Source organism: Streptococcus sp. FSL L8-0526 (genome assembly GCF_038007145.1).
In the GTDB taxonomy this organism is placed as follows: domain Bacteria; phylum Bacillota; class Bacilli; order Lactobacillales; family Streptococcaceae; genus Streptococcus; species Streptococcus thermophilus.
The window spans coordinates 404,966-431,734 of sequence record NZ_JBBOWP010000001.1 but is presented as its reverse complement, the minus strand read 5'-3'; the positions used below and the strand labels follow the sequence as shown (position 1 = coordinate 431,734).

The 26,769-nt window shown below is 34.5% G+C and carries 28 protein-coding genes and 3 pseudogenes; 11 read left to right on the top strand and 20 right to left on the bottom strand.

Features of this window, described 5'->3' with window-relative positions:
* Positions 1–9 precede the first annotated feature (9 nt).
* The 9 genes and pseudogenes from NSQ85_RS02425 to NSQ85_RS02385 all read right to left on the bottom strand — a co-directional run bounded on the left by NSQ85_RS02425 (position 10) and on the right by NSQ85_RS02385 (position 6,839).
* Positions 10–751 (bottom strand): annotated as a pseudogene (locus tag NSQ85_RS02425) (ABC transporter permease).
* Positions 735–1,604: an ABC transporter ATP-binding protein gene (locus NSQ85_RS02420; RefSeq protein WP_179974060.1), complete on the bottom strand. Its 870-nt coding sequence runs from the start codon at positions 1,602–1,604 to the stop codon at positions 735–737. Before NSQ85_RS02420 ends, NSQ85_RS02425 begins: the two are co-directional and overlap by 17 nt.
* 1 nt (position 1,605) lies before the next feature.
* On the bottom strand, positions 1,606–2,508 hold the full coding sequence (locus NSQ85_RS02415) for a hypothetical protein (protein WP_179974547.1): 903 nt from the start codon (positions 2,506–2,508) through the stop codon (positions 1,606–1,608).
* A gap of 103 nt (positions 2,509–2,611) precedes the next feature.
* Positions 2,612–3,421: a SagB/ThcOx family dehydrogenase gene (locus tag NSQ85_RS02410; RefSeq protein WP_179974061.1), complete on the bottom strand. Its 810-nt coding sequence runs from the start codon at positions 3,419–3,421 to the stop codon at positions 2,612–2,614.
* 12 nt (positions 3,422–3,433) lie between these two features.
* Positions 3,434–4,282 carry a YcaO-like family protein gene (locus NSQ85_RS02405; RefSeq protein ID WP_332068345.1) on the bottom strand — a complete coding sequence of 283 codons (849 nt, stop codon included), beginning with the start codon at positions 4,280–4,282 and terminating at the stop codon, positions 3,434–3,436.
* 12 nt (positions 4,283–4,294) lie between these two features.
* The gene (locus tag NSQ85_RS02400) at positions 4,295–4,648 is read right to left on the bottom strand and encodes a YcaO-like family protein (RefSeq protein WP_232087336.1); all 354 of its coding nucleotides are present in this window, start codon (positions 4,646–4,648) and stop codon (positions 4,295–4,297) included.
* Positions 4,638–5,510: a hypothetical protein gene (locus NSQ85_RS02395; protein WP_179974062.1), complete on the bottom strand. Its 873-nt coding sequence runs from the start codon at positions 5,508–5,510 to the stop codon at positions 4,638–4,640. The genes NSQ85_RS02400 and NSQ85_RS02395 overlap by 11 nt, the downstream gene beginning before the upstream one ends.
* 748 nt (positions 5,511–6,258) lie before the next feature.
* A complete protein-coding gene (locus NSQ85_RS02390) occupies positions 6,259–6,597 on the bottom strand; it encodes a transposase (protein ID WP_179972371.1) in 339 nt (112 codons plus the stop codon).
* Complete coding sequence (locus NSQ85_RS02385) at positions 6,597–6,839, bottom strand: hypothetical protein (RefSeq protein ID WP_179974548.1); 243 nt, start codon at positions 6,837–6,839, stop codon at positions 6,597–6,599. Before NSQ85_RS02385 ends, NSQ85_RS02390 begins: the two co-directional genes overlap by 1 nt.
* Positions 6,840–7,562: 723 nt before the next feature.
* Between NSQ85_RS02385 and NSQ85_RS02380 the strand changes: the two genes are divergently transcribed.
* The 7 genes and pseudogenes from NSQ85_RS02380 to NSQ85_RS02350 all read left to right on the top strand — a co-directional run bounded on the left by NSQ85_RS02380 (position 7,563) and on the right by NSQ85_RS02350 (position 13,893).
* Positions 7,563–8,738, top strand: a complete 1,176-nt coding sequence (locus NSQ85_RS02380) for an IS256-like element IS1191 family transposase (protein ID WP_179972979.1) — start codon at positions 7,563–7,565, stop codon at positions 8,736–8,738.
* 226 nt (positions 8,739–8,964) lie between these two features.
* The gene (locus tag NSQ85_RS02375) at positions 8,965–9,978 is read left to right on the top strand and encodes a lactonase family protein (protein WP_099412453.1); all 1,014 of its coding nucleotides are present in this window, start codon (positions 8,965–8,967) and stop codon (positions 9,976–9,978) included.
* A 208-nt stretch (positions 9,979–10,186) separates the two neighbouring features.
* Positions 10,187–11,374, top strand: coding sequence for a betaine/proline/choline family ABC transporter ATP-binding protein (locus NSQ85_RS02370; RefSeq protein WP_099412452.1), 1,188 nt, complete (start codon positions 10,187–10,189; stop codon positions 11,372–11,374).
* Position 11,375: 1 nt separating this feature from the next.
* Positions 11,376–11,615, top strand: a pseudogene (locus tag NSQ85_RS02365) (choline ABC transporter permease); the annotation flags it as partial.
* Positions 11,616–11,626: 11 nt separating this feature from the next.
* Positions 11,627–12,298 carry an ABC transporter permease gene (locus tag NSQ85_RS02360; RefSeq protein ID WP_014293951.1) on the top strand — a complete coding sequence of 224 codons (672 nt, stop codon included), beginning with the start codon at positions 11,627–11,629 and terminating at the stop codon, positions 12,296–12,298.
* A complete protein-coding gene (locus tag NSQ85_RS02355) occupies positions 12,295–13,221 on the top strand; it encodes an osmoprotectant ABC transporter substrate-binding protein (RefSeq protein ID WP_099412451.1) in 927 nt (308 codons plus the stop codon). Before NSQ85_RS02360 ends, NSQ85_RS02355 begins: the two co-directional genes overlap by 4 nt.
* Positions 13,222–13,893: an ABC transporter permease gene (locus NSQ85_RS02350; RefSeq protein ID WP_014293950.1), complete on the top strand. Its 672-nt coding sequence runs from the start codon at positions 13,222–13,224 to the stop codon at positions 13,891–13,893. It begins immediately after the preceding gene.
* Between the two features lie 77 nt (positions 13,894–13,970).
* Here NSQ85_RS02350 and NSQ85_RS02345 read toward each other — a convergent pair whose 3' ends face one another.
* A complete protein-coding gene (locus tag NSQ85_RS02345; protein ID WP_044562984.1) occupies positions 13,971–14,516 on the bottom strand; it encodes an LOG family protein in 546 nt (181 codons plus the stop codon).
* 113 nt (positions 14,517–14,629) lie between these two features.
* Between NSQ85_RS02345 and NSQ85_RS02340 the strand changes: the two genes are divergently transcribed.
* Complete coding sequence (locus tag NSQ85_RS02340) at positions 14,630–15,124, top strand: GNAT family N-acetyltransferase (RefSeq protein ID WP_179974063.1); 495 nt, start codon at positions 14,630–14,632, stop codon at positions 15,122–15,124.
* Positions 15,125–15,395: 271 nt separating this feature from the next.
* Entirely contained in the window at positions 15,396–16,571 is a 1,176-nt protein-coding gene (locus NSQ85_RS02335; protein ID WP_179972202.1) for an IS256-like element IS1191 family transposase, read from the top strand.
* A 54-nt stretch (positions 16,572–16,625) separates the two neighbouring features.
* Here the strand turns inward: NSQ85_RS02335 and NSQ85_RS02330 are convergent, their stop codons facing one another.
* From NSQ85_RS02330 to lacA, 9 genes and pseudogenes are all read right to left on the bottom strand, one after another.
* On the bottom strand, positions 16,626–17,525 hold the full coding sequence (locus tag NSQ85_RS02330) for an aldose 1-epimerase family protein (protein WP_179974064.1): 900 nt from the start codon (positions 17,523–17,525) through the stop codon (positions 16,626–16,628).
* Between the two features lie 20 nt (positions 17,526–17,545).
* Positions 17,546–17,818: pseudogene (locus tag NSQ85_RS02325) on the bottom strand (DUF3884 family protein).
* A 22-nt stretch (positions 17,819–17,840) separates the two neighbouring features.
* Positions 17,841–19,247: a 6-phospho-beta-galactosidase gene (gene lacG / locus NSQ85_RS02320; protein ID WP_179974065.1), complete on the bottom strand. Its 1,407-nt coding sequence runs from the start codon at positions 19,245–19,247 to the stop codon at positions 17,841–17,843.
* Between the two features lie 141 nt (positions 19,248–19,388).
* Positions 19,389–21,095 carry a lactose-specific PTS transporter subunit EIIC gene (locus NSQ85_RS02315; RefSeq protein ID WP_179974066.1) on the bottom strand — a complete coding sequence of 569 codons (1,707 nt, stop codon included), beginning with the start codon at positions 21,093–21,095 and terminating at the stop codon, positions 19,389–19,391.
* A complete protein-coding gene (locus NSQ85_RS02310; RefSeq protein WP_179974067.1) occupies positions 21,095–21,412 on the bottom strand; it encodes a PTS lactose/cellobiose transporter subunit IIA in 318 nt (105 codons plus the stop codon). The genes NSQ85_RS02315 and NSQ85_RS02310 overlap by 1 nt, the downstream gene beginning before the upstream one ends.
* A 27-nt stretch (positions 21,413–21,439) precedes the next feature.
* The gene (gene lacD / locus NSQ85_RS02305) at positions 21,440–22,420 is read right to left on the bottom strand and encodes a tagatose-bisphosphate aldolase (RefSeq protein WP_179974068.1); all 981 of its coding nucleotides are present in this window, start codon (positions 22,418–22,420) and stop codon (positions 21,440–21,442) included.
* A 2-nt stretch (positions 22,421–22,422) separates the two neighbouring features.
* Entirely contained in the window at positions 22,423–23,355 is a 933-nt protein-coding gene (gene lacC, locus NSQ85_RS02300) for a tagatose-6-phosphate kinase (protein WP_179974069.1), read from the bottom strand.
* Positions 23,356–23,365: 10 nt separating this feature from the next.
* Positions 23,366–23,881, bottom strand: coding sequence for a galactose-6-phosphate isomerase subunit LacB (lacB, locus tag NSQ85_RS02295; protein ID WP_179974070.1), 516 nt, complete (start codon positions 23,879–23,881; stop codon positions 23,366–23,368).
* 16 nt (positions 23,882–23,897) lie between these two features.
* Complete coding sequence (gene lacA / locus NSQ85_RS02290) at positions 23,898–24,323, bottom strand: galactose-6-phosphate isomerase subunit LacA (protein ID WP_179974071.1); 426 nt, start codon at positions 24,321–24,323, stop codon at positions 23,898–23,900.
* Positions 24,324–24,820: 497 nt separating this feature from the next.
* Here lacA and NSQ85_RS02285 point away from each other — a divergent pair, with 497 nt between their 5' ends.
* Together NSQ85_RS02285 and NSQ85_RS02280 are read left to right on the top strand one after the other, a co-directional pair.
* Positions 24,821–25,588, top strand: a complete 768-nt coding sequence (locus NSQ85_RS02285; RefSeq protein ID WP_340781072.1) for a DeoR/GlpR family DNA-binding transcription regulator — start codon at positions 24,821–24,823, stop codon at positions 25,586–25,588.
* A 4-nt stretch (positions 25,589–25,592) separates the two neighbouring features.
* Positions 25,593–26,327 carry an HAD family hydrolase gene (locus tag NSQ85_RS02280; RefSeq protein WP_179974073.1) on the top strand — a complete coding sequence of 245 codons (735 nt, stop codon included), beginning with the start codon at positions 25,593–25,595 and terminating at the stop codon, positions 26,325–26,327.
* 142 nt (positions 26,328–26,469) lie between these two features.
* Here the strand turns inward: NSQ85_RS02280 and NSQ85_RS02275 are convergent, their stop codons facing one another.
* Positions 26,470–26,769 (bottom strand): DUF5960 family protein, encoded by a 300-nt coding sequence (locus NSQ85_RS02275; protein WP_221339815.1) that lies wholly within the window; start codon positions 26,767–26,769, stop codon positions 26,470–26,472.

The following is a 26,769-nucleotide window of genomic DNA, read 5'->3' as shown; positions in this document are numbered from 1 at the left end:
AAAAGCCTCCTAATTAGCCTGCTCCTTTCTCTGTAATAAGATATAGATTCCCAAGAAGCATATAATATAAATAAAGAGAATAGTTACAGATTTAACATCAATACCTTTATTTTCTAACAATCGCCACCCCAGGCGAGCGTAGTTATATGATGGCAAGAAAGTTGCAATCTGAGAAAGAAATTTTGGCATAGCGGCCACTGGCATCCATAAACCACCCAGAAAAGAAAGCACTAAATATGTTATGGTTCCGATTGGTTGAGACAAACTATCTAATCTACCGATTAGCAAAGCCATAATTAAAAATACAACACTTCCAATATTTAGTGTAATTCCTATATTAATCGTTTCAAGTACTCCTAAATTGATTCCTTTATAAAGGTAGGCAACTACAAACATAAGGAATGTAAAAGCAACTGAGATCAACAAATATGAAAATACATGACTAATCACATAATAAATAGAATTAACTGGAGATACTTTCAAGTAAGTATACCATTTTTTTTCGTTCGTCTGCAATTTTAGTACCAAGGAGATTGATTGCATTCCCCATAATTCCAAAAGCAATCATAGAAATTAGACAATACTCTGACCACGGTACACCGTTAACATTAGCATTTTTAGGAAAAATCGCTGTATATATAATATAAAAAATGATAGGCAAAGCAATGATAAATAATACATATTTGGTATCTCTAAAAAACCTTTTTATATCCAACCATATTAAGAAGAAAAGTCTACTCGCTTGGAACATTTTCTAATACCTCCATAAAATATTGACGTAGATTACTTTGATTCTTTTTTATAATTGAAATAGGAATGTTTCCTATAGATACTACTTCATCTATCATTTGATACTTAAATTCTATTTCAGAATCAGTCTCTTCAAAACTAAATTTTTTAATTACTTCTAATTGTTTTTGAGTTATTTGACTCTTATCTACTGAATACGATGAACGTTTTTCGATTTTATCCTGAACATTAGTCATTTTACTATCTGAAACTAATAGCCCCTTTGACAAAATAAGTACTCTGTTACAGAACTTAGAAACTTCCTCCATATCATGACTAATCAAGATTATTGTCAAATCTTTACTGAACGAAAATGTGTTTAATGTCTCCCAAAATGCTTTTTTTGATACTACATCCATCCCTACTGTTGGTTCATCTAATATAAGTACTTTAGGATTATTAATTATCGCAGTAGCAAATTGAACTCGCCTTTGTTGTCCACCTGATAAAGAGTCACAATATTTATTCTTCACTGTTCTTAAGTTAACACTATCTAAAACACTTTCGACTGATTTGGAATTGGTTGAAAAGCGCTTCACCATATCTAACCATTCGTAGACCTTCATCTTCTCAGGCATAGAAATTTCCTGCAACATAACCCCAACATCAGATTTAATCTCGAAATTCCTCTTAACCTCCCCAGAATCTTGAGAAAGTATACCTAAAATTATTTTTATTAAAGTAGACTTTCCTTCACCATTCAAACCCAAAAGTCCAATGATATCACCCTTGTTCACAACCAAGTCAACACCTTTTAATATTTGTTTATTTTTGAATGATTTAGTAATATTTGATATTTCAAAAACATTATTCACTTTAATCACCACCCAACATCAAAATTATTTTATTAACAAAATAATTTTGAACAGAAGTAAATTCGGGAATATTACTCTCAATAAATGAATCTGTCAAATATATTGCGCACAAATCTTCTTTAAATTCCTGCATTCCAGTATCATGATTTTCACAATAATCATAAGCTCTGTAAATAGCAGTTAGTTCATCAATAATATAGTCATAACAATCTGGAACTGTTTTATTTATAGAAATAACGATAAAAAACTCTACATATTCTCTATGATATTTACAAAAGCAAAATGCATAATAAATACCCGAATTTCTCAACTTCTTCAATCTTTTATTAATATGATTCGAAAAATTTTGCAAGAAATAAAAACTAGAAAAGTTAGGAATATCTGAAAACGCTAACTTAATATATGAATAGAAAAAATCAACATCATTATAGCTAAGAACTCCCCTATTTGAACTACTTGTTAATTCAGAAAAATCAACATCATTATAGCTAAGAACTCCCCTATTTGAACTACTTGTTAATTCAGAGAAATCTGCACTTTTTCTAGAGAAATCTGCACTTTTTTCAATTTGATTAGAGATTGTCATACAATTCATTGAAGATAATACTTTATAAAACCACTCTTTATAACTTTTAAATGGAACATTCTCTCCTAGTTTATAGTTTGTACAAATAATTTTGTTCAACAAATTACTGATGTTAGAGCTAATTAAAGCATTTTCTTGTTTTATTTCTGACAAAGCAAAATAATATGACTCTTCTGAAAACCACAAGTCAGAATCAATAATTTTCATAAGTTCCTGTATATTTATGAGCGGGTTGAAAATTTTAAACTTTATGAAGTCTTCAGTTGTCACTGCATCTACGCCTTGAATGTCTTTTTTGAAGAGAAAACTCATAATCATATATTCCATGATATGAAATCTATCTTTTTCAAAATTAGAGCATACAATATATATAGTACTGCGAGAACTTCTTTCACCTCTTTTTATAGTATAGTATTTCATTTTATTGCCAACTTCCATCTTTGGTAAGGAGTAAACAATTAACTAAACTCTCCTTAATTCCATCAATCCCTAGTAATTCTTCAACTTTATTATCATCAGTTCCACCAATACATGTGCTAACTAATTTATATTTAGTAGCTACTAGAGAAATATTCTGCAACATTGCTCCTGCTTCTAATAACAAATACCTATACGCCCTTGCATCATATTTAAAAGTCATCCTACTAAAAATAGCAGTAGTAAACAGAACTAGCGAGGTATTCTCAAGATTTTGTAACATCATAATGTAGGAAGCAATATTAAAAACATCTTCTTCTTCTGAAATCAGTTCCAACGCATTAGAAGATGGACTATAGTGATATAGGCCTTTTTTTATCCTTCCTACATCTTGCATAATAACCCCATATAATTCAAGAGGAAACAATGCTCCTCCTGAAGGAACTACCCTCGTATGTTTATAATTTAATCCATAACCCGACCAAAAAATATCCGAAATAATTTCTTCTGTTAGAATATAATTTGTAACAGGTTCCTTTACTTGTGAGCGTCTATTATACATACAATCCATCAATAAATCTTTTGTTCGATTCTGTAGTTGAACTTTTTCACAGAGGGGGTATTGCTTCTCTCTAACAGAGCTAGCCTTTAAAAAATTTTTATTATTTAGCAAAGTTCTAGATTGGAACATATTCCTCATCAAGTACTGATTTCCGTGTTTTGTATTCTGATGAAATAATTGCAATAAATAGTCATCATCAGATAATTTACAAGCATGATAGTTACTAATCATCGTAAATTTAAAATCGTCCATCTTAGCCTCCAATCACGGAAATGGATGAGGAACAGTTGGTTGAGGGTTTCCCAGCTCTTTTTCTGTTCGTAATCCTAAATCAATCAGATTCTTATCAATCTCAGCTAAACGATTAGCTTCTAAATATTTAACAAAATTCGGTTCAATATCTAACATACTTGGTATAATCGTTTTACCAACTAACCAATTTAAAGAACTAAGCTCTTTAGAAGTCACATCTACAAAATAAGCTTCTTTTCCAATCCGTCTTACCGCATCGATAAAATATTCCGCAATTTCTTTATCATTCTCAACAATTAATTCGTCTGGTAAAGTGAATCGTTCCCCATTATCTAAAAATGTCAAATATGTAGACATCCCATCTGACAGATATAACAATGAATGATCCTGATATTCGATAATCAATGAATAATCCACAATATTTTCACGTTTGGGATCAAAAATTAATGCAGCATATCCGATAACACTCTGAGAAAGTTCTACTAATATTTTTTTACAAGCTTCAATCCACGTACGTCTTACACTAGCTCCAACTACACATCCACCATTAGGAAATTTAGCTACACCAAAAACTGCCGGTACATTCCAGTCTAACTCCATTTTATAAATAGAAAACTCAATGTTTGGAGATTTAATATATTTATCAAAAAATACTTTTAGTTCACTATTTTCATCAATATCTATTTTAGGACAAGAAAGTTGCCTACGCCATATGTATTGAAAAGCATCTCTTTCAAAAATCTCTGCAATCCCTTTCCACATACACTGGTCTAAACTTTCTCCACAAGCTGCACCAGTCGAAGTCGTAACCCACGAATTACCTTTGCTTCTATACGTCAAATACACACAATCAATTGGTATTTGAACTTGAGTCTAATCAATAACATTGATAGCATTTATCCAATTATAATTTTCTAATCCATCATCAGCTCCCACATTAAATACTGATGGTAATATTTTTCTGTCTGATTCACAAGTAATTATTTCTGACCTAGGATGTAGACAAGAATATCTCTCGATATATTCTCCAATTGCAGAATTTTCCGCTGACTGTTCAGTAATACCAGCTCCACTGGCATTAAAACCCGCTGTGAAATAATTTCCTCCAAAAGCCATTTTCACATGTACTCTAGGTAGACCTGCAAAAGTTGGTAAATTATAAATATTTTTTATTAGACCATATCTCTCATCTACAAATATCGATCTATGAGCTTTTCTAATTACCATTTACATTTACCTCAAAAATCTGTTTTTTTGCCATTTCTCTTGGAAAACAACAACTACAATTTGGATGTTTTAATAAATGATGTTCTTCCCAAATTCCTTCTAACAATTGATAGGATAAAACTTTCTGAGAATTTTCAACTTCTACAGCATCTTTTCTATCACTTAAGATTTGTTTCAATACTTGTATCTCATAAAAAGAAAGCCCTAGATTCAGCATTAGTTCAGGAATAAATTCTTGACTATCAATATCAATCTTATCAAATTCAGTTAAAATACTTCCATAAAAATTATTATCAACTTCATGAAGACGCATACACCCAATACAAGAAGTATATTTCGGAACAGTATGTGGACCAATAAGAAAACTAAATTGTGAAAATAATAAGCTATCAAATACCTTTCCTGTAGAATATAATTTTCTATTATATTGTAAATACTGTTTTACATTACTATCCCTAGATAAAATCAAACCAAAATCAAAGTTCTCTGTAAATGTTTTTATCTCAATGAGATTATAAGTCGTGTTATATTGTTTACAGTAATATTTAACAAGATCTTGGTCACCACATACACCGACAGTAAAATTACTAAATTTACCAGACCCATTTAATCCAACATTATTCAGTTGTTCTTCAATACTATGAACCACATTAAAGGCACCTATAGAATTCAAAAATTTTATTAAACTTTCCCTTAAAGGAATTAAATTATTATCAATATCTTCATGATTCCTGTTTTGTAAACTTTTCCAACACAATTCAAACTCTTTCTGTGGGAAATCTTTCAATTCATAAATATTTGTTCCATCCTTGATATAGATTTTTTTCTCTGATGACATATAATAAGTAATATTTGTTCTCATACTCAAAACTCCCTAATTTATGGATAAAAAAGCACTATAGAATCCAATTGAAAAGCAGTAGATCACTATAGTGCTTTATTGACAACTAAAAATTGGGTTAAAAATTAACCACAACAACAGCAACATGGACAGCAACATAATGTTACACTCCAGTTCATTTTGTCACTAGATAAGAAATCATCTGTATCTAGTTTCTTGACTTCAAAACCTTGTGTTTGAAATTCTAAAATTTCTAGTTGTTCCATAACTTTTTATCCTTTCCAAAACAAGAAAATAAGCCCACAAATTAAACCAGATAGCAACCCGTAAATTGCAAATGTTTGTTTGCTAGGTTTCATATAGGTTTCCTCCTTATTTAAAATTTGTCACCTTTGACATTATTAGTATAACTCCATCAATAAAATTTATGTTCTTTTGGTCTATAAGTTGCAAAAATCAACATATAAGATGCACAGGGGGTTGGGGATTCTCCCCAAAATAAAATTGAACTATCAGTTAAAAAGTGTCAGTCTGACCTTTACTGATGTTTATATTTTAATGGTAGTGTGTATACACTGTCTGAGCTCGCAAAGTCCTTTTGATATTTTAAGGACATTGCCGTACTTGATACGGTGCCGTACATTGTCCGTACAGGGAGTTTTCACGACGACATGATAAAAAACGCTGATCAGCATCAGCGTTTTTGCTATCATATTTTGAAATGAGGTTATCAAAATGACTGGAAGTCTATCACTTCTTAGCCTATTCGTTACTTGTTTTCCTTCAGTTGTTTCTCCACCAATTCTACAAGTTCCTCCATCAACTGACCTAATTCCATCAAATCTTGTTGGGAAATTTTTCCAAACTGGGTTGCGCTTTTAGCGAGGCTATTAATTGCTCTACCAACAAATAATAATCTATCTGTCAGCGACAAATATTCTGGAAAGCTCACTGTCCAGACTTCAAAATCAGGTTTTAATAACTGCTTTCTAGCAAATCGAGAAAAGTTTGAAAAACCATCATGCTTCATTCGCTCTAACAGTTTTTGATTTTCTTCTTCAGACAAAAAGACTTGTTTAATAACATTCCTAATTCTCTTTTTTACCATTAAGTTCCCTTAGATAATAATTTTTGTTTCTTTTTCTTGTGGTAACGTGTTAACTGCTCTTTATAATTTGAAACTAGCCTTCTGCTATAGTCCATAGCTCTGTAGGCTTGACTATCTTGAGACTGCTCTGCAATTTTAGATAACTGCCTTAAATTATTTTCAATGCGTCTCAGAGAATAAATCATTTCATCAAACTGAGTGTCATCAAATTGAATAAAGAGCGACGTTTCCTTAAAGAGCATCCGACGAGCATAATTAGAGAATGTCACTAATCCTGTATCATCCACGTAGGGCATTCTAGAGGTAGTCGTGTAACAGAAATTTATTTGCATATCACTAAAAGAACAAAGGATAAAATTATACCTATCCTTGATACTCTCACACAATAAGTGTGGCAAATCTGTGGCAAAACATAAGAAAAAGGCTTGTCCACATTGGACAAACCCTTTATTTTCAAGCCTATATAATCTAATTAAGCTTTGTTTGCTGAACATAGTTGATTTATTCACCATACTTCCCATTACACCGTAAAACGCTATATTTAAGATTTTAAACAACCATATTAATAGGAAGAGAACTTCATTATTCCTCTTAGTTCTATAAAAAGTGTGGCTAATTTGAGGCAAAATATTAAATTAAATTTGCCACAAATTAATAGCTTCACTATTATTCTAAATCAATAAGTAGTAAATAATCTTATTTTTTTCTACCAGACTATCTTTAGATATTAGCTTTTCGTCACCCACTACAGTTGACATAGACCCACAAAAAAACTTAAAAACCTTGCGATATAAGACTGGTATGGAGAAGACCAATCTATCATCACAAGGTAAGAGTATTCAAATCTTATTGAGGACTCAAATAATAACAAATTTTGGTAGTGTAAAATAAGTTGTGTAAACACAAAAAGGAATAAATCCGTTATAGTAGAGTTGCAAAACATTACTAGAAAGAGATTTATTCCTATAACTCAGTTTACCACAGAACTACTTAACTTCCTAGCCCAAAAGCAAGATATTGATGAATTTTTCCGTACTTCTCTTGAAACAGCTATGAATGATCTGCTTCAAGCAGAGTTATCAGCCTTTTTAGGGTATGAACCTTACGATAAATTAGGCTATAATTCTGGGAATAGTCGTAACGGAAGCTATGCACGGAAATTCGAAACCAAATATGGGACTGTTCAGTTGAGCATTCCTAGAGATCGTAATGGGAACTTTAGTCCAGCTTTGCTTCCCACTTATGGACGTCGAGATGACCACTTGGAAGAGATGGTTATTAAACTCTATCAAACCGGTGTAACTACTCGAGAAATTAGTGATATCATCGAGCGAATGTATGGTCATCACTATAGTCCTGCCACAATTTCTAATATCTCAAAAGCAACTCAGGAGAATGTCGCTACTTTTCATGAGCGAAGCTTAGAAGCCAATTACTCTGTTTTATTTCTTGACGGAACCTATCTTCCATTAAGACGTGGAACCGTTAGTAAAGAATGTATTCATATCGCACTTGGCATTACACCAGAAGGACAGAAGGCTGTTCTTGGATATGAAATCGCCCCAAATGAAAACAATGCTTCTTGGTCCACCCTGTTAGACAAGCTTCAAAACCAAGGAATCCAACAGGTTTCTCTTGTAGTGACCGATGGCTTCAAGGGGCTTGAAGAGATTATCAATCAGGCTTACCCATTAGCTAAACAACAACGTTGCTTAATTCATATTAGTCGAAATCTAGCTAGTAAAGTGAAACGAGCAGATAGAGCGGTTATTCTGGAGCAATTTAAAACGATTTATCGTGCTGAAAATTTAGAAATGGCAGTGCAAGCTTTAGAGAACTTTATCTCCGAATGGAAACCAAAGTATAGGAAAGTCATGGAAAGTCTGGAGAATACGGATAATCTTTTAACTTTTTATCAGTTTCCCTACCAGATTTGGCATAGCATTTATTCGACAAACCTCATTGAGTCTCTTAACAAAGAGATCAAACGTCAAACGAAAAAGAAGATTCTTTTTCCTAACGAGGAGGCTCTGGGACGTTATTTAGTTACCCTGTTTGAAGATTATAATTTCAAGCAAAATCAACGCATCCATAAAGGGTTTGGCCAATGTGCTGACACACTTGAAAGCTTATTTGATTAACATTCTTCAACTCTACTTGAGTGTTTACACATAATTATTGACAGTATCAACCAAGAAGTTCTCGTGTTTGGTCTATTTTGATTCATTCATACACCTACCTATTTTTCTTTAATATATTTTATTATAGCATAGCTTGTTATCTGACCAAAAACATTTCCCCAAAATATGGTAAAATATATACATAATTATTTAAAATATATACATAATTATTTGAGGTGATATTTTTATGAAAGAAACAATATATTTCGGTACCTATACTAGACGTATTTCAGAAGGAATTTATACGGCTCAGCTAGATACTGATACAGGAATTCTAAGTGATTTAGAACTAAAAATTAAAGAACACAGCCCTACTTATCTTTCTATTGATAAAAAAGGTAATATATATTCTGTAGGTTCAAATGACGGTCAAGGTGGAATTGCAGCCTATGATGCTAATAATGAACTTTTAAATTATGTAGTAAAAGATGGAGCTTCCTTATGTTTTCTAGCAATTGATGAAGACCGTGATTTTGTTTACGGAGCTAATTATCATACTGGGCAAGTAATGGTTTATAAGCGTGATCAAGACGGCAAACTTCACCTTAGTGACTGGATACAACATACTGGTTTTGGTCCCCATGAAAACCAAGAAGTTCCTCATGTCCACTATACAGATTTAACACCGGATAAATATCTCGTAACATGTGACTTAGGTACTGATAAAGTAACTACTTATGATTTAATTGATGGCAAGTTAAAAGAAATCAATAGCTATGATGCCAGCCCAGGTTCTGGACCAAGACACTTAGTATTTAAGAATACTGATAAAATTGCCTACCTGATTTGTGAGCTTAATTCTACCATCGAAGTACTCATATATGACGGCCTAGGAGAATTTCACAAGTTACAAACAATTTCAACTCTACCAGATGACGCTGACAAGGAGGAATTTAATGCTACAGCTGCTATCCGTATGACTTCAGATGACAAATTTGTCTATGCAAGTAATAGAGGTCACAACAGCATTGTAGTATATGAATCACTTGCAGATGGTACTCTAGAAAAGATTCAAACTATCTCTTCTTTTGGAGACATTCCACGCGATATCAACCTTTCAAAAGGCGAGAAAGTTCTTATAGTAGCCAATCAAGATACTGATAATGTAACAACATATTTAAAAGATGAACAAACAGGACTTTTAACTAAAGTTCAAGACGACTTCTTCGTTCCTGAAGCTGTTTGTGTCTATCCAGCATAATTTTCAAGCAATAACTTTAAAAGAAAAGTTATTGCTTTTTTTATGCCATCAAGCTTTATTTTGTAAGGGTTCTCAATAAATTATCTTAACCAAATTAATTACATATGAAACTAGAATATGAGTTCAAACACACATTTTTTTTAATTTTATGTCATAATAATACCATAGGAGAATTCATAAAAAAATTATTGAAAAAGGAGGTTAAAAAATGAGTAATTTCATTGAATTTCAAAATGTTTCAAAAGTTTACGAAGGTAAGAAGGTCGCAGTTGAGAATATCAATCTTGCCTTCAATAAGGGAGAATTTATCTGTTTTATCGGAACTAGTGGTAGCGGAAAAACAACGCTAATGCGAATGATAAATCGTATGACGAATCCTTCAACTGGAAGCATTCATATCGATGGGGAAGATATTTCAAAAATTGATCCTGTAAATCTTAGAAGAAAAATTGGTTATGTTATTCAAAGTATCGGGCTTATGCCTCACATGACTATTAGAGATAATATAACACTAGTTCCTAAATTACTAAAAACTGATTTAGCTACTAGAAATAAAACTGCTGAAGAAATGATAAATCTTGTTGAATTACCTACAGAAATGTTAGATCGTTATCCATTTGAACTATCTGGTGGTCAGCAACAACGTATCGGTGTAGTTCGTGCGCTTGCTGCTGATCAGGATATAATTTTAATGGATGAGCCCTTCGGTGCACTTGATCCAATAACTCGTGATTCCTTACAAGAACTTGTTAAAAACTTACAAGAAAAATTAGGAAAAACAATCATATTTGTTACCCATGATATGGATGAAGCTCTGGCTCTTGCTAGTCGCATCGTTATCATGGATAAGGGTGAAATTTTACAATTTGATACACCAAACAATATATTACAAAATCCAGCAAATTCTTTTGTTGAAGATTTGATTGGTAAAGAAAGACTTCTACAAGCAAAACCAGATACTACCACAGTTGCTGAAATTATGCTTATGAAGCCAATAACAGTTAGTACTGAAAAATCGCTAAATGACGCCATCAAGCTTATGAAGGACAAAAGAGTTGATATGCTCCTAGTCACTGATAATGCTGGTGTTTTTAAAGGATTTGTTGACGTTGAAGATTTAAATAGAATGCATGATAAGGCATCTAGCGTCGGCGATATTGTAAATACAGATATGTTTACTGTTAAAGAAACAGACTATCTGCGTAATACCCTTCAACGCATCTTAAAACGTGATCTCAAATACGTTCCAGTTGTTGATAAGGATAATAAAGTAATTGGAATTCTTACACGTTCTTCTATCGTTGACATTGTTTATGATGTTATTTGGGGAAATGAAGACACAATAGCAAGTGCTACTAGCCAAATCGTCTCTGACATCAATCCAGAGGAGGTATGATATGGCTGAATTTAGTGCTAAATTTCAAGCTTTCATGGGAGAATATGGAGATGAAATTTTAAGTAAAACAGGAGAACATCTGTACATCTCTTTCTTTGCCCTATTACTAGGAATTATTGTTGCTGTACCTTTAGGAATTATTCTTACACGCCACTCTAAAATTGCAGGACCAGTTATAAATATTGTAAGTGCCTTGCAAACAATTCCCTCACTTGCTCTTCTTACTCTTATGATACCAATCTGAGGTATGATATGGCTGAATTTAGTGCTAAATTTCAAGCTTTCATGGGAGAATATGGAGATGAAATTTTAAGTAAAACAGGAGAACATCTGTACATCTCTTTCTTTGCCCTATTACTAGGAATTATTGTTGCTGTACCTTTAGGAATTATTCTTACACGCCACTCTAAAATTGCAGGACCAGTTATAAATATTGTAAGTGCCTTGCAAACAATTCCCTCACTTGCTCTTCTTACTCTTATGATACCAATCTTTGGAGTAGGTCGAACTCCTGCTATTGTTGCCCTATTTATTTATTCACTCCTACCTATCTTGAGGAATACATATATAGGAATGAGTCAAGTTAGTGACGACTATACAGACGTAGCAAAAGGTATGGGAATGACCAACTGGCAGTCTATTCGTTCAGTAGAACTTCCCTTAGCCTTCCCAACTATCATGGCTGGTATTCACTTATCTGCTGTTTATGTAATTTCTTGGGCTACTCTTGCTTCATTTATCGGTGCAGGGGGACTTGGAGATCTAATCTTTAGTGGACTTTATAATTACCAACCTGCCCTGATATTTGCAGGAACAATCCCTGTAATCTTACTTGCACTTTTAGTAGACATGCTTCTAACTAAATTCCAAGAAAAGATTACGGCCTTTAGGTATCAAAAAAGAAAGGGAGAGCTAAGATTATGAAACATATAAAAACTATATTAATAGGAGCCATTTCTATTGGTGTTCTTTTATGGGGCTACTTCACAATTATACCTCCAAAAACTGAAAATAATCAAATAGTAGTTGCAGGTGGAATTACATCAGAGTATCAAACTCTTGGTAGTATGGTTGCTGACATGGTTACTCACTATACAGGACGTGATACCCGTGTACTCAACAATCTTGCCACAGTTACCATCAACCATCAGGCCATGCTTGACGGAGATGCACAAATTTCTGCAGCACGATACACTGGTACTGACCTTACAACAACTCTAGGACTACCAGCAGAAAGTGATCCCAAAAAGGCATGGAATATTGTTCATGATGAATTCGAAAAAAAATTCAATCAAACTTGGATGCCCACTTATGGATTCGCCAATTCTTATGTTTATCTTGTACGTAAAGATACAGCTAAAAAGTATAATTTGAAGAAAATTAGCGACATGGAAAAATATAAGGACAAGTTAACTGTTGGTGTAGACACTGCGTGGAGAACCCGTGAAGGGGATGGATATGAAGGATTCAAGAAGGCTTACGGTTTTGGCTTTGACAATCTTCATACCATGCAGATTGGTCTAGTTTATACGGCTGTTGCTGAAAAGAAAATGGACGTCGTTTTAGGTTATACCACTGATGGACGTATCAGTAGCTATGATTTGGTCATGCTTGAAGATGATAAACACTTCTTCCCCGCTTACGATGCCTGTGCTGTAGTTGACAACAAGCTTCTTGAACAGGAACCAGAAGTGAAGAAAGCTTTGGAAAAATTAACAAATACAATCGATACTAAAGAAATGCAAAAACTAAATTACGAGGCTGATAACAACTTGAAAGAGCCATCTGTTGTAGCCCGTGAATTCCTTGAAAAACATAATTACTTTGAAGATAAGGAGGTAAAATAAATGGAAAATATGAACCTATTTGAACAATTTATTGTCTACTTCCAGGAAAATGGAGCCTATGTCTTCCATCAATTCATAAGACATTTCCTTATCTCAATTTACGGGGTACTCTTTGCTGCTGCAGTTGCCATACCAATTGGTATCTACATCGCACGCAGAAAGAAAATGGCCCACTGGGTTATTAGACTTGCAAGTATCATTCAAACAGTTCCTTCTCTAGCCATGGTTTCCATGCTAATGTTGGCCTTTGGTCTTGGGGTTAAAATTGTATTGATTGCTACCTTCCTTTATTCACTACTACCTATCCTTACTAATACTTACACAGGGATTAGGCAGGTCGATAAAAATGTATTGGATGCAGGTCGTGGAATGGGAATGAATAAGTGGCAAAGCCTATTTATGATTGAACTTCCACTTTCAATCTCAGTAATCATGGCAGGTATCAGAAATGCACTTGTTATGGCTATTGGAGTTGTTGCAATTGGAGCCTTCGTCGGAGCTGGTGGACTTGGAGACATCATCATCCGTGGTACCAATGCCACAAATGGAGGAGCTATAATCCTTGCCGGTGCCTTACCAACAGCTCTTATGGCTATTCTAGCTGACTGGGGAATGGGGATTATTGAAAAGAAATTAGATCCCGTTGCTCGCATCAGAAAGAAAGCACATTAATATACAAAAAAATCTTAGGAAACTAAGATTTTTTTATTTATCATTATTTATATTTTTATAAGACTTAATTAACTGATCTAGATATTTTTATAAGACTTAATTAACTGATCTAGCTCATCAATTCCACTAACAAATTTCAAGGCTTTTCGATCAACCAAACTTAAAAATCCTTCTTCTACCATTTTATCAAAGAATTGTTCAAGTAGATCATAGTAACTATTGATATTCAAGAAGATACATGGACTTGAACTTTGCCCAACCCTAATCCATGAATATGCTTCAGCTATTTCTTCTAAAGTTCCTGGTCCACCAGGAATGGCAAGGCAAACATCATATAATTTAAGCATTCTTTGCTTTCTAAGGGACATATTTTCTACAATTTCAAGACTATCTAACTTATCATGAGCTAATTCTCTTTCTTGTAAAAAAGTAGGCATAATCCCAATTACCTTAGAACCACTATCTATCACAGTATCGGCAAGAATTCCCATAAGACCAACATTGCCATCACCGTAAATCAAGCTATTATTGTTTGCAGCAATCCATTTACCCAGCTCAACTGCTACATTCTCATAGGCTAGATTGTTCCCTAAACTTACTCCACAATAAACTGCTATATTTATCTCATGTTTCCTTTAACCTTTATAATAATAATTCTATCACAGAAATTTAGTAATTTAGAAAAGTTTTCAAGAAAAATGTATAATGAATGAAAGTATAATTGAAAGTAGAAAGTATGATTAAATTTAAAAGAGTAACCAAATATAATACAGATAAAAAAGAAAAAGATCAACTGAAAAATCTTTATTTAAAAGCATTTCCAGCAGAGAAAAGATTACCTTTTTTCTTTTTCATGACAAAAACTAAAGATGAAAATGTCGATTTTTTAAGTATTTATGATGATGATTCTTGGATTAGTATGATCTATCTGGTTAAGCATGATAAGTTGACTTTTATATCCTACTTTGCCATCGATGATTCCCTTAGGTCAAAAGGATATGGTGGTCAAGTTTTAGAAGAAATTAAGAAAAAATATTCTAATTATGCTATCTGTCTAACCTTTGAAAAAATAGATTCCTCTGCTACTAATAATGAGCAAAGAATTAAAAGAAAAGATTTTTATAAAAGAAATGGCTTCGATAAGTTTAATTTTTACATTAAGGAAGCAGGTATTATGTATGAATTCATATCCCATGAAAAAGTGTTAAATCCTCTCAATACCTTGCTTTGAAAGAATATTATTTTGGAAAAGTTATAAATTACTTCTTCAAAGATAAGTTTTATAAATAAAAAGAGATACAATTTAATGTGTTTCTTTTTTTATTTTCTGCATAATATTTTTACAATAAAATAATTTTAAATAGATATTATTTTACATTATCAATCTTTTGTTATATTACAACCTTGTAAAAAGGTAGTGTAAAATAAGTTGTGTAAACACAAAAAGGAATAAATCCGTTATAGTAGAGTTGCAAAACATTACTAGAAAGAGATTTATTACTATGACTCAGTTTACCACAGAACTACTTAACTTCCTAGCCCAAAAGCAAGATATTGATGAATTTTTCCGTACTTCTCTTGAAACAGCTATGAATGATCTGCTTCAAGCAGAGTTATCAGCCTTTTTAGGGTATGAACCTTACGATAAATTAGGCTATAATTCTGGGAATAGTCGTAACGGAAGCTATGCACGGAAATTCGAAACCAAATATGGGACTGTTCAGTTGAGTATTCCTAGAGATCGTAATGGGAACTTTAGTCCAGCTTTGCTTCCCGCTTATGGACGTCGAGATGACCACTTGGAAGAGATGGTTATCAAACTCTATCAAACCGGTGTAACGACTCGAGAAATTAGTGATATCATCGAGCGAATGTATGGTCATCACTATAGTCCTGCCACAATTTCTAATATCTCAAAAGCAACTCAGGAGAATGTCGCTACTTTTCATGAGCGAAGCTTAGAAGCCAATTACTCTGTTTTATTTCTTGACGGAACCTATCTTCCATTAAGACGTGGAACCGTTAGTAAAGAATGTATTCATATCGCACTTGGCATTACACCAGAAGGACAGAAGGCTGTTCTTGGATATGAAATCGCCCCAAATGAAAACAATGCTTCTTGGTCCACCCTGTTAGACAAGCTTCAAAACCAAGGAATCCAACAGGTTTCTCTTGTAGTGACCGATGGCTTCAAGGGGCTTGAAGAGATTATCAATCAGGCTTACCCATTAGCTAAACAACAACGTTGCTTAATTCATATTAGTCGAAATCTAGCTAGTAAAGTGAAACGAGCAGATAGAGCGGTTATTCTGGAGCAATTTAAAACGATTTATCGTGCTGAAAATTTAGAAATGGCAGTGCAAGCTTTAGAGAACTTTATCTCCGAATGGAAACCAAAGTATAGGAAAGTCATGGAAAGTCTGGAGAATACGGATAATCTTTTAACTTTTTATCAGTTTCCCTACCAGATTTGGCATAGCATTTATTCGACAAACCTCATTGAGTCTCTTAACAAAGAGATCAAACGTCAAACGAAAAAGAAGATTCTTTTTCCTAACGAGGAGGCTCTGGGACGTTATTTAGTTACCCTGTTTGAAGATTATAATTTCAAGCAAAATCAACGCATCCATAAAGGGTTTGGCCAATGTGCTGACACACTTGAAAGCTTATTTGATTAACATTCTTCAACTCTACTTGAGTGTTTACACATAATTATTGACAGTATCCTAATTTTAATTAAGGATCGTAATATCGTAGGTTTTTCTAGAAGTTTCTTGAGGTGAAACCTTCGTTACCTGTCTTTTATCTTCTAAGAAATTACCTTCTTCAAGTGATGTGGAGAGACCACTCCAAGGCTCCAAAGCAATGAATGGGCTCTTATTAGTTGTTGACCACAGAATCAAGTTAGGAAAATCATCAAAATCTACTCGAAGACCTTTGTCAGACTTCCTTGACCGAAGTGTCACGCTGCGAGATTTGAGCTGGTCAAGTGTAATGGCATCATGGGAAAAAAGTGAGTAATCCAAATCGAGAATCTTTTGATTTTCCAAAAAAGGTGTCCGATCTTGTAAATCTAATAACCCTGTCTCAGGAAAACTCTTTGGTATCGAGCACGACTCAACCTCCCTAAATTCAATATAATAATCCTCATAGTTTTCGCCTTCTACTAAAGGACAATTGAATGCTGGATGAGCTCCAATAAAGTAAGGCATTGTTTTTTCCGTTTCCAAGTTCGTCACCTGAAATTCGGTTCTAATTGATTTACCATTCAAGGTATAAACAACTCTAAGTTCAAACTGATATAGGTAATTATCAAGCATATCAGCATTTGGTTTAATACTGAAGGTCACGCTATTATCATTAACTTCTTCCAGAGTAAATTCTTCTTTTCGAACAAAACCATGTCTACGAATAAGACCTGTAAAAAAGGGTCTTTCTTGAGGTCTATAAATAGCCCAATCATTTCGTAAACTACCACAGATAGGAAATAGAATAGGCGCCTGTCCATTCCAATATTTTGGATCAGCTTGCCAGAGATACTCTATCCCATCCTTATCTTTAATCGAAGTCAGTTGACCACCAAGTGTTTTAAACTGAACAGTAAGATACTCGTTTTTTAATTCGATAGTCACAACTAATTCCTTTCTTTTTATTATTGGAAAGGCAAATAATTTACCTCGAAGTGAACAGTCTCACGTATTTCTACATCGAGTGATTGTAAAAATTCCCATTCAAATGCTGATAACTCTAAATCAGAATGGCAAATCAACTCTTTTCCAGTTGAAACATATCATTTACCACATTTTAGCAACGAGATAGCTTCAAGCTTAGGAATCATAGGACAATCTTCGAAACTAACAATATATACCTTTTCAAAGCCTGACCTAAATAAGTATTGTACTTTTTCTAAAGTATCAGATAACAATATTTTACATTTTCAAGTGATATTACTCTACCACTTGAGTTTCTGCTACTTTCTTATACCAATGAGCTGATTTCTTAGGATAACGTTCTTGCGTGTCAAAGTCTACATAGAATAGTCCATAACGTTTTTCGTATCCGTTTGACCATGAGAAGACATCCATAAGTGACCAGATGAAGTAACCTTTAACATTTGCACCATCTGCAATTGCGTCTGATAAAACTTCCAAGTGTTTCTTCACGTAATCAATACGATAATCATCATAAACAGTATTATCTACAAACTCATCTTTGTATCCAAGACCATTCTCAGTGATGTAAATCTTCTTGTAGTTTGGATAATCATTTTTTACTCGCATGATTTGGTCATACAAGCCTTCAGGATAAATAATCCAATCCCAATCTGTTCTAGGCACATAATCTGGTGTAATTCGACGACCAACACCTTTAATTTGGTACTTAGAACTTCCTTTTTCACCCTTACTATTGTGAATGATTTCAGTCTCACCATCAAAGGCTTGCATCCAATCACTCATGTAGTAGTTGATACCAAGGAAATCGTTCAAATCTTTAGCTGCTTCAAGTGCTTGGAAATCTTCATCACGAAGATCAAGTTCTCCACCATTTTCAGCTAGGATGTGGTTGACACCTTCCATCGTTTTATCTGAATAGTGTCCAAGGTAGGTTGCATCCAATATAAATTTGTTATGGATGATATCTTCTAATTCAGCGGCACGAACATCTGCCGGATTTTCTGGATCATAAGGGTATTTGGTTGGTAGAGCATGCACTACACCAATTTCACCTTCATAACCTTTATCTTTATACAATTTCACAGCACGTGCATGAGAAACCATCATGTTGTGGTGTGATTGGAAAACTTTAGCAAGATCATATTGAATGCCTGGAGGGAATTTACCAACCAAGTATTGACCTTCACCAATTGGGCCAATTTCATTGAAAGTTGTCCAATAGTTTACCTCTGGGAACTCTTCAAAACAGAAAGCAGCATAATCTACAAAGTGTTCTATATTTTCGCGGTTTAAGAAATCTCCATCTGAGTGAAGAGCTTCTGGTGTGTCAAAATGGTGCAAAGTCACAAATGGCTCAACATGACGTTTGTGGCACTCAGCAAAAAGATTGTGGTAGAATTCAACACCTTTTTCATTTACTTCGCCATAGCCAGTTGGAAAAATACGAGACCAAGCAATTGAAATACGAATACCATTATGGCCATATTCTTCAGCTAATTTTAAATCAACAGGATATTTATGGTAAAAATCACTTGCAGGCTCTGCCGTGTACCAATAATTATCTTCAAGATACTTATCCCATGCAACTGGGCCTTTACCATCTGTGTGAGTCGCACCTTCTGCTTGATAAGCAGATGTAGCACCACCAAAAATAAAATCTTTAGGGAGTGTTTTAGTCATAACTATAAATCCTTTCAAAAAGAGTATTTGAGACAAGATTCTGAGTTCCGAAAACCAAGGAAATGAAATAATATGATATGGTTAACAATATTATCAGGAATTGAAAGAATAATCTCGTCTCAAATAACTTTTACAAATTTATTAATCAAATTGTTGTTGAACAAATGCAAGAGCAGCTTGTCCATCACGTGTCAATTTGATATATTGAGCTCCATCAGTTTTTGCAAGTTTAATGCCCAATTTATCTGTTTCAGCCTTCATATCATCGAAGTTTGAAGCGACCTGTGGAGCCAAGATAACCAAGTCAAACTCTGGCAACATTTCACGGTGAGCACCGTAACTACCCGCTGCCGCTTTGACTGAAACATTGTATTCTGCTGCTGCTTTGTTCAAGGCATTGGCAAGCAAGCCACTTGTACCTCCACCTGCACAAAGAACAAGGACATTAATTTCTTCTGTGATGTTATTGTCTGCTACTACATCTTCTTTAGCAACGCCTGCTTTTTCAAGAACGGCATCTGCTTTAGCAGTATTGAAGTTTGTAGCTACTTTTTCTTTAAGAGCATCGTTTGTTTTACCAGAACGTTCTTCTTCAAGAATTTGTTCATCGTATACCTTAACAAATGGGTAATAAATGATAGTATCAACAACTATCAAGAGTCCGGCTAAGATAAATGATAGAACTTGGAAGTTAGTACCGAGTACAATTCCCAACGGACCAGGAGTAACCCATGGAAGGTTGGCAGAGAATGAGTTCATGTTCAATGTGTCAACAAAGAATTTAAAGATCCAAACGTTGACAATCGGAGCTAAAATGAACGGTACAAAGAAAATCGGATTCAATACGATTGGTGCACCAAATAAGATTGGCTCGTTAACCCCAAAGAATGTTGGAACAACTGAGGCACGTCCGATGGCACGGTTACGTTCTGATTTACAAATCCACATGAACAAGAATGGAACAACCAATGTCGCTCCTGTACCACCCATGGTAGCAATAAACATTTGAGTACCAGAAGTGATAACTTTATCTGCATGTTGTCCAGCTTGGATAAGATGCAAGTTGGCATCGATATTGGCATAAGAGATAGCAGCGATTGCTGGTTCGACAATTGAAGGACCGTGGATACCAACAAACCAGAAGAAGGCATAAGCACCAAAGATAAGAGTAATTCCAAGGTAACCATCTGCAGCTGAGAAAAGAGGAGCAAGAAGGGTACCAATTGATTCTGCAACAGTTACACCAAGAGTTCCCTTAACAAGGAGTTCAAGTCCATATAGGAGAACAACTGAGACAGTGAACGGAATCAAGTCCTTAAATACTTGAGAGATATTTGGTGGAACCTCTTCAGGCATACGAATGGTAACATTATTTTTTACACAGACTTTATAAACATTAACTGTCACAAAGGCTGCGATAAATGCTGTCAAGAGACCTTTTGTACCCATGAAGGCTGTCAAGAAGCCTCCTTCTTTAGCAGGTTCAGCTGCCATCAAAAGGAAACCAACCATAGATGCTAGCATTGTAGACAAGAAGTTAATTTGATTAGTCGCAGGTAGGTCACGGTTCATCGAGTCCGTCAAAGCTTTAGCGGTAGTACCACCAACAAAGAATGCTAGGATACCCATTGAATAGCTGTAAGGAGTCATCAAGAAAGTTTCAACACCTTTAGACCAGTGAAAGCCCCAAGCATTTGGCACATAGGCAATAAGGATAAAGATAGATGAGAAAAGGATGACTGGCATACCAGCGATAAATCCATCACGAATAGCACGGAGATAGATATTTCGAGAGATTTTCTCAAAGAATGGTTTCCCTTTCTCAATAAGTTCAATGAGTTTATGCATTATTTTGCTCCTCTTTTATAAAGTTCGATAAAGTGATGGATCACATCTTTTAACAAGACCGTAGTCATCAAGTGATCCTGACCATGCATCATAGTAATACTGTATGGAAGCTCTTCCCCAGAAGCTTCTCGAGCCAACATAGCTGTCTGAGAATTGTGAGCCTCTGCAATGCGACTTTCTGCTTCTACTACAAGACTATCTGCCTTAGCGAAATCACCATTTTCAGCTGCCTTAAGCGCTTCTAAAAGTTTAGAGCGAGCGTCGCCAGCATAAGCAACAATTTCAAACCCTAAGAGAGTCATCTCTTCTCTGTTCATAACAATATCCTCTGTTTTGTCTTTTTACTATACTTTATCAGTCCATGGACTAGCTGTTTTAACAAGAACTTTATTAAGTTCGTCAATATTTTCGAATCCAGTTGTACGCAACCATTCACGAGCTGCTGTTTCACCATCTTTGATGTAAGGCTCTACAGATCCTGCCCAAGTTGCACGTCCACAAAGGACACCATTAAACTTGGCACCTGAGTCGTGAGCAAATTGCAATGTTTCTTGGAACAATTTAGCAGATACACCTGCACTTAGGTAGATGTATGGAAGGTTAGTAGCTTCTTCTTGTGCTTTAAAGAAGTCAGCAGCTTCAGCTTTACTGTAAACCACTTCACCCTCAGCAAAACCTTCGACATATTTAACGTTAACTGGTACTTCTACTTTAAGAACATCAATGTTAAAGCGTGGATCAGAGAAAACTTTCATCGCTTCAATGACTTTGCGAGGTTTAACTTTTGCATATTCAACAGAACCTGCATCTGAGATTTCTTCATCATAAGCAAGGATTTCCAAGAAGAAAGGAATATCTTCACCGACACATTCAGAACCAACACGTTCAATATAAGCTTGTTTTTGTTGGTTAAGTTCTTCTGAGCTGTCTACATCATAGTAAAGTAAGAACTTAACGGCATCAGCGCCTTGCTCTTTGATACGTTTTGCAGACCAACCATCCAAGCAGTCAGGCAAACGTTTTGTACTTGATGTATCATAACCTGTCTTTTCATAGGCAAGAAGAAGACCCGCTTCTTTATCTAACGCTTTTGTTGCTGGAATTCCATATTCAGGGTCAAGCAACATTGAAGAAGCGTATTTTGAAAGTTCATCAGCAACCAAAACCTTTAGTTCTTCCATTTGAGCTACAGTTGGTTCTGTATCTTGATACTGTGCCATCAAACGTTTCAAAGCACCACGCTGGTCAAATGCCAAAGCTGAGATAACACCGTTTTTATCTGAAATTTTTTCCAAAGATTTGCGTTTCTGTTCTGTAAGTACCATTTTTATACCTTTTTTACTTCAATTTGTGAGTTTAGTGTTTCGTAATTAGTCATATTCACATGCCCTGTCATTGTTTCTTGAGCATTTAACATACCCAATGTCATCGCATGTTTTAATAAGTCAGCGTCACTTTTTTTACTATTTAAAGCTGATGCAATACCAGCTACCGTTGAGTCCCCTGATCCGACTGGATTAACAACTGGGATATCAGGAATATCTACCTTATAGAAAACATCACCATGTTTTGCAAAGGCACCGTTTCGACCTAATGAGACCACTATCCATTCGATACCACTAAAAAGTGACTCTTTAAGAACGCCTTTGAGTTCTTCAATATCTTTTGTTACTTCTTTTCCAAGCAACTGTGAAAGTTCCTCATTATTAGGTTTGATGGCAGTAGGTTTAGCTGACGATTTTAGAACTGTTTCAAGAGGTGCACCTGAACAATCCAAAACGACTGCTACTCCTTCATCCGAAGCAAGTTGGATAAGTTTTTCATAATAATCGTTGGGAAGTCCTGAAGGTAAACTTCCTGAAATTGTCACAACTTCTGATTGTTTAATAAGATTGCTATAGTGGTCAAGAAAGCCTTCTGCTTCTTCATGAGAAATTATTGGTCCTTGTTCCAAAATTTCTGTTTGGTTACCCTCGTGTAAGATAGCAATACAGTTTCTAGTGTTTCCTGAGAATTTATAAAAAGCTGGACTAACAGGAGATTGTTCTAATTCGCTTTCAATAAATTCACCAATTTTACCACCTAAGAAACCTATAGCAGTAACTTTATCACCAGATTCATACAAGACTCTAGTAACATTTAAGCCTTTTCCACCAGCTGTCTTACTAACATCTTTCACCCTATTCACTGTATCAATTTTCAATGTTTCTAGAGGATAAGTGATGTCTACTGAAGGATTTAGTGTGACTGTCAGAATCATTTGTTATACCTTAATCGTGGTAGTCACCACGGTCCCATTTCTCAAGAAATTCTGTAAAGAAATCTTCATCTGCTTGATGTGCATCATGTGTTTCAACGTGTTCGATTTTTGCAATCAATTTTTTATTTTCTTCTGTTGGTTTGTACTCAGCTTCAATGAAAGCTTCAATGATGTCATTCATAAGAAAACCACCAGTAATCTTTCCTCCGAAACCGATAACATTCGCATTTAACTCTTCTTTTGCATATATAGCTGATGTCATATCACGAACCAACGCTGAGCGAACACCTGGAACTTTATTGGCTGCATTGTTAATGCCGACACCTGTACCACAGATACATACTCCCAAGTCTGCTTGACCACTTACTACTGCTTCACCGACTTTTTTACCATAGATAGGGTAGTGAGTACGTGCGTGGTCATATGTCCCGAAATCAAGGACCTCATGTCCTTTTGATTTCAAGAATTCTGATACTGCCATTTTTTCATCTGTGACAATGTGGTCACATCCAATTGCGATTCTCATTCCTTAACTCCCTTTCTTAACACATCTTGTTAAGCATATCTACACGGATTTGATGACGTCCGCCTTCATATTTACCATTGACGAAATTTTTAGCGATGTTTTTAGCAAGCTCACCACCGACGATTTCAGCGCCAACCGTGATCATTCGTGCATTGTTATGTGCACGTGTCATATAAGCTGTGCGTTCATCTGAAACTTCTGCTGCAACCATACCTTTAATTTTAGTTGCTACCATGAATGGACCAGCTCCATAAGCATCAATTACAATACCTAAGTTTTGCTCATCTTTATTTACTTCAGAGGAAACTGCCAAGGTAACATCAACAAAATCTTGTCCGTCCTTAGTCACATCAATTACCTCAAAACCTTCTTCTACAAGAAAATTTTTCACAACATCTTTTAATCTCGTACCTTTGAGATCTGCACCAACAACAATAGCCATTTTGACCACCTCCTAAATTTTAGAAAGAAATGCTACGTAGAAGTAGAAAACATTTTACAAAATGTTCGAGAAAACGTTTTCATCATTTCTTTGTTTATATAATATCAAACATTCAAACAAAAAACAACGATTTTTGTTTATTTTTTTGTTTATTTTTTGTTTTTTATTTATTTTTTTTTTAAATAAATAACACCGTTGAATTATTGTTCATTTTTGTTCATTTAATCCATCACAAAATAGACGTGAAATATCTATTCAAGTATTACAAAAGTCTTTTACTTTCTATAACTTACTGATTAAGAGGTCCTACTTTATTTTCGTCTTATACAGAATCTGACCTAAGCTAATATACGTCAATCCTCTATTCTTATTTCATCATCTAACGTTTGTTTTTATTTGAAATTGTTTGTTTTACCTTAAAAATATTGTCTTTTATGATACAATTAAAAGAAAATTATCTTTGGAAAAAAATTACTTTATGAAAGAAGAGTCTTCATATGAACAAAAAACGACGATTAGAAAAAATTTTAGATATGTTAAAGATTGATGGGACCATAACCATAAAAGAAATAATAGATGAACTAGATATTTCCGATATGACAGCCCGTAGAGACCTTGATACTCTAGAAGCTGATGGACTTTTAACACGTACTCACGGTGGTGCACAATTGCTTTCCTCTAAAAAGCCACTTGAAAAGACACATATCGAGAAGAAAAGTCTATATACAAAAGAAAAAGTTGACATTGCTAAAAAAGCCTGCTCTTTAATCAAAGATGGCGATACTATTTTTATTGGACCCGTAACTACACTTGAACAACTGGCATTAGAATTGAAAGGTCGTAAATGTTATAAAATTCGTGTCATTACAAATAGTCTTCCTGTGTTCTTGATTCTAAATGATAGCGAAACCATTGATTTATTGCTTCTTGGCGGTGAATATAGAGAAATAACTGGAGCGTTTGTAGGTTCAATGGCTTCGACAAATTTAAAAGCAATGAGATTTGCCAAAGCTTTTGTTAGTGCAAATGCTGTTACCCATAATTCTATTGCTACATATAGTGACAAGGAAGGTGTGATTCAAAAACTTGCCCTAAACAATGCTGTAGAAAAATTCTTATTAGTAGACAGTACTAAATTCGATCGATACGATTTCTTTAACTTCTATAATCTAGATCAACTCGATACCATCATTACAGATAACCAGATTAGCCCTCAACACTTAGAGGAATTTAGCCAGTACACTACTATTTTAAAAGCGGACTAGAATTATGACTTATAAAAATATTATTTTTGACCTTGATGACACTCTTTATGACCATCAACTCCCCTTTAAACGTAGCGTTGAGAAATGTTTTCCGACGATTGATATCCAACAAATAGATAACATTTACAAACGTTTCAGATATTGGTCTGATGTTGCTTTTCCTAAATACACGAAAAAACTCATCAGTATTGAGCAGCTTAGAATTTTTCGCTGTCAGAAGACTATGGAAGAATTTAGCATCGATAGTATTTCTAGGACAGAAGCTCTAGACTTCCAAGCTGACTATGAATATGAACTCGATCAGATTACGATGATTCCTGAGATACATCAACTACTACTGGCTCTACATGAAAACCACATCCCAATAGGTATTCTAACTAATGGCCCTGTTGACTTACAGAGTCGAAAACTCCAACTTATTGGTGCCTATCAATATTTTGAAAAGAAAAAAATCATTATTAGTCAGACCACAGGGTATAGCAAACCACAACAAGAAATCTTTGACTATACTGCCAAAAAGTTAAATTTCTTACCTTCAGAAAGCCTATACATCGGAGATACGTTTATCAATGATATTGAAGGAAGTTATAACGCTGGATGGCATCCTATCTGGTTCAATCATAGAAACAGACAGATAGCAAAAGAGAAAGAAGAAATGCCTACTTATGAAGTCTTTAGTGCAAGTGAACTTCGAGATTTAGTTCTTGGCCTATTTAATATTAATCACAACTTCAAATAGCTCTAAGAATATGCTCCTTCACCTACTTAGGCAAAATAAGGGGCCATTTCGAATCAATACAAAAGAAAAAACGCTGATTTCAAGCGTTTTTTTGGTAATCTGATTAAAACTATGGGAGGAGAATACTGGCTTTCCCCTATTTTTATTTTCCTTCTAAGTTTAACGAATGGTGGCTATACTCAAATATCCTTATGTTTTTCATCTCTTGCCTTTGCTTTACTTTAAAAACAAAATAATGATTCCTTCCATCTTTAGCATTTTCTTGATTTAATCTGAAATAGTTAGTGTGACATAATGCCATCGTTCGAAGAATATCATCGGTCAAAAATGTTAGTGGAACACTCATGTTAGAGTACCTTTGAAAATCCTCCTCAAAATGTGAGTAGCTCTCAGAAAAGTAGTCTATTTGTAAATCACTTGCATATAAAGACCTTCTATCCAT

Coding starts and splice junctions, on each gene's coding strand:
- lacD (WP_179974068.1), bottom strand. CDS start 22,420: ATGGTACTTACAGAACAGAAACGCAAATCTTTGGAAAAAATTTCAGAT.
- NSQ85_RS02275 (WP_221339815.1), bottom strand. CDS start 26,769: ATGGATAGAAGGTCTTTATATGCAAGTGATTTACAAATAGACTACTTT.
- NSQ85_RS02400 (WP_232087336.1), bottom strand. CDS start 4,648: ATGGTAATTAGAAAAGCTCATAGATCGATATTTGTAGATGAGAGATAT.
- NSQ85_RS02335 (WP_179972202.1), top strand. CDS start 15,396: ATGACTCAGTTTACCACAGAACTACTTAACTTCCTAGCCCAAAAGCAA.
- NSQ85_RS02395 (WP_179974062.1), bottom strand. CDS start 5,510: ATGAGAACAAATATTACTTATTATATGTCATCAGAGAAAAAAATCTAT.
- lacB (WP_179974070.1), bottom strand. CDS start 23,881: ATGAGAATCGCAATTGGATGTGACCACATTGTCACAGATGAAAAAATG.
- NSQ85_RS02350 (WP_014293950.1), top strand. CDS start 13,222: ATGGAAAATATGAACCTATTTGAACAATTTATTGTCTACTTCCAGGAA.
- NSQ85_RS02415 (WP_179974547.1), bottom strand. CDS start 2,508: ATGATTATGAGTTTTCTCTTCAAAAAAGACATTCAAGGCGTAGATGCA.
- NSQ85_RS02410 (WP_179974061.1), bottom strand. CDS start 3,421: ATGGACGATTTTAAATTTACGATGATTAGTAACTATCATGCTTGTAAA.
- NSQ85_RS02310 (WP_179974067.1), bottom strand. CDS start 21,412: ATGAACAGAGAAGAGATGACTCTCTTAGGGTTTGAAATTGTTGCTTAT.
- NSQ85_RS02315 (WP_179974066.1), bottom strand. CDS start 21,095: ATGCATAAACTCATTGAACTTATTGAGAAAGGGAAACCATTCTTTGAG.
- NSQ85_RS02390 (WP_179972371.1), bottom strand. CDS start 6,597: ATGGTAAAAAAGAGAATTAGGAATGTTATTAAACAAGTCTTTTTGTCT.
- NSQ85_RS02340 (WP_179974063.1), top strand. CDS start 14,630: ATGATTAAATTTAAAAGAGTAACCAAATATAATACAGATAAAAAAGAA.
- lacA (WP_179974071.1), bottom strand. CDS start 24,323: ATGGCTATTGTTGTTGGTGCAGATCTCAAAGGTACGAGATTAAAAGAT.
- lacG (WP_179974065.1), bottom strand. CDS start 19,247: ATGACTAAAACACTCCCTAAAGATTTTATTTTTGGTGGTGCTACATCT.
- lacC (WP_179974069.1), bottom strand. CDS start 23,355: ATGATTCTGACAGTCACACTAAATCCTTCAGTAGACATCACTTATCCT.
- NSQ85_RS02280 (WP_179974073.1), top strand. CDS start 25,593: ATGACTTATAAAAATATTATTTTTGACCTTGATGACACTCTTTATGAC.
- NSQ85_RS02360 (WP_014293951.1), top strand. CDS start 11,627: ATGGCTGAATTTAGTGCTAAATTTCAAGCTTTCATGGGAGAATATGGA.
- NSQ85_RS02285 (WP_340781072.1), top strand. CDS start 24,821: ATGAACAAAAAACGACGATTAGAAAAAATTTTAGATATGTTAAAGATT.
- NSQ85_RS02355 (WP_099412451.1), top strand. CDS start 12,295: ATGAAACATATAAAAACTATATTAATAGGAGCCATTTCTATTGGTGTT.
- NSQ85_RS02370 (WP_099412452.1), top strand. CDS start 10,187: ATGAGTAATTTCATTGAATTTCAAAATGTTTCAAAAGTTTACGAAGGT.
- NSQ85_RS02385 (WP_179974548.1), bottom strand. CDS start 6,839: ATGCTCTTTAAGGAAACGTCGCTCTTTATTCAATTTGATGACACTCAG.
- NSQ85_RS02375 (WP_099412453.1), top strand. CDS start 8,965: ATGAAAGAAACAATATATTTCGGTACCTATACTAGACGTATTTCAGAA.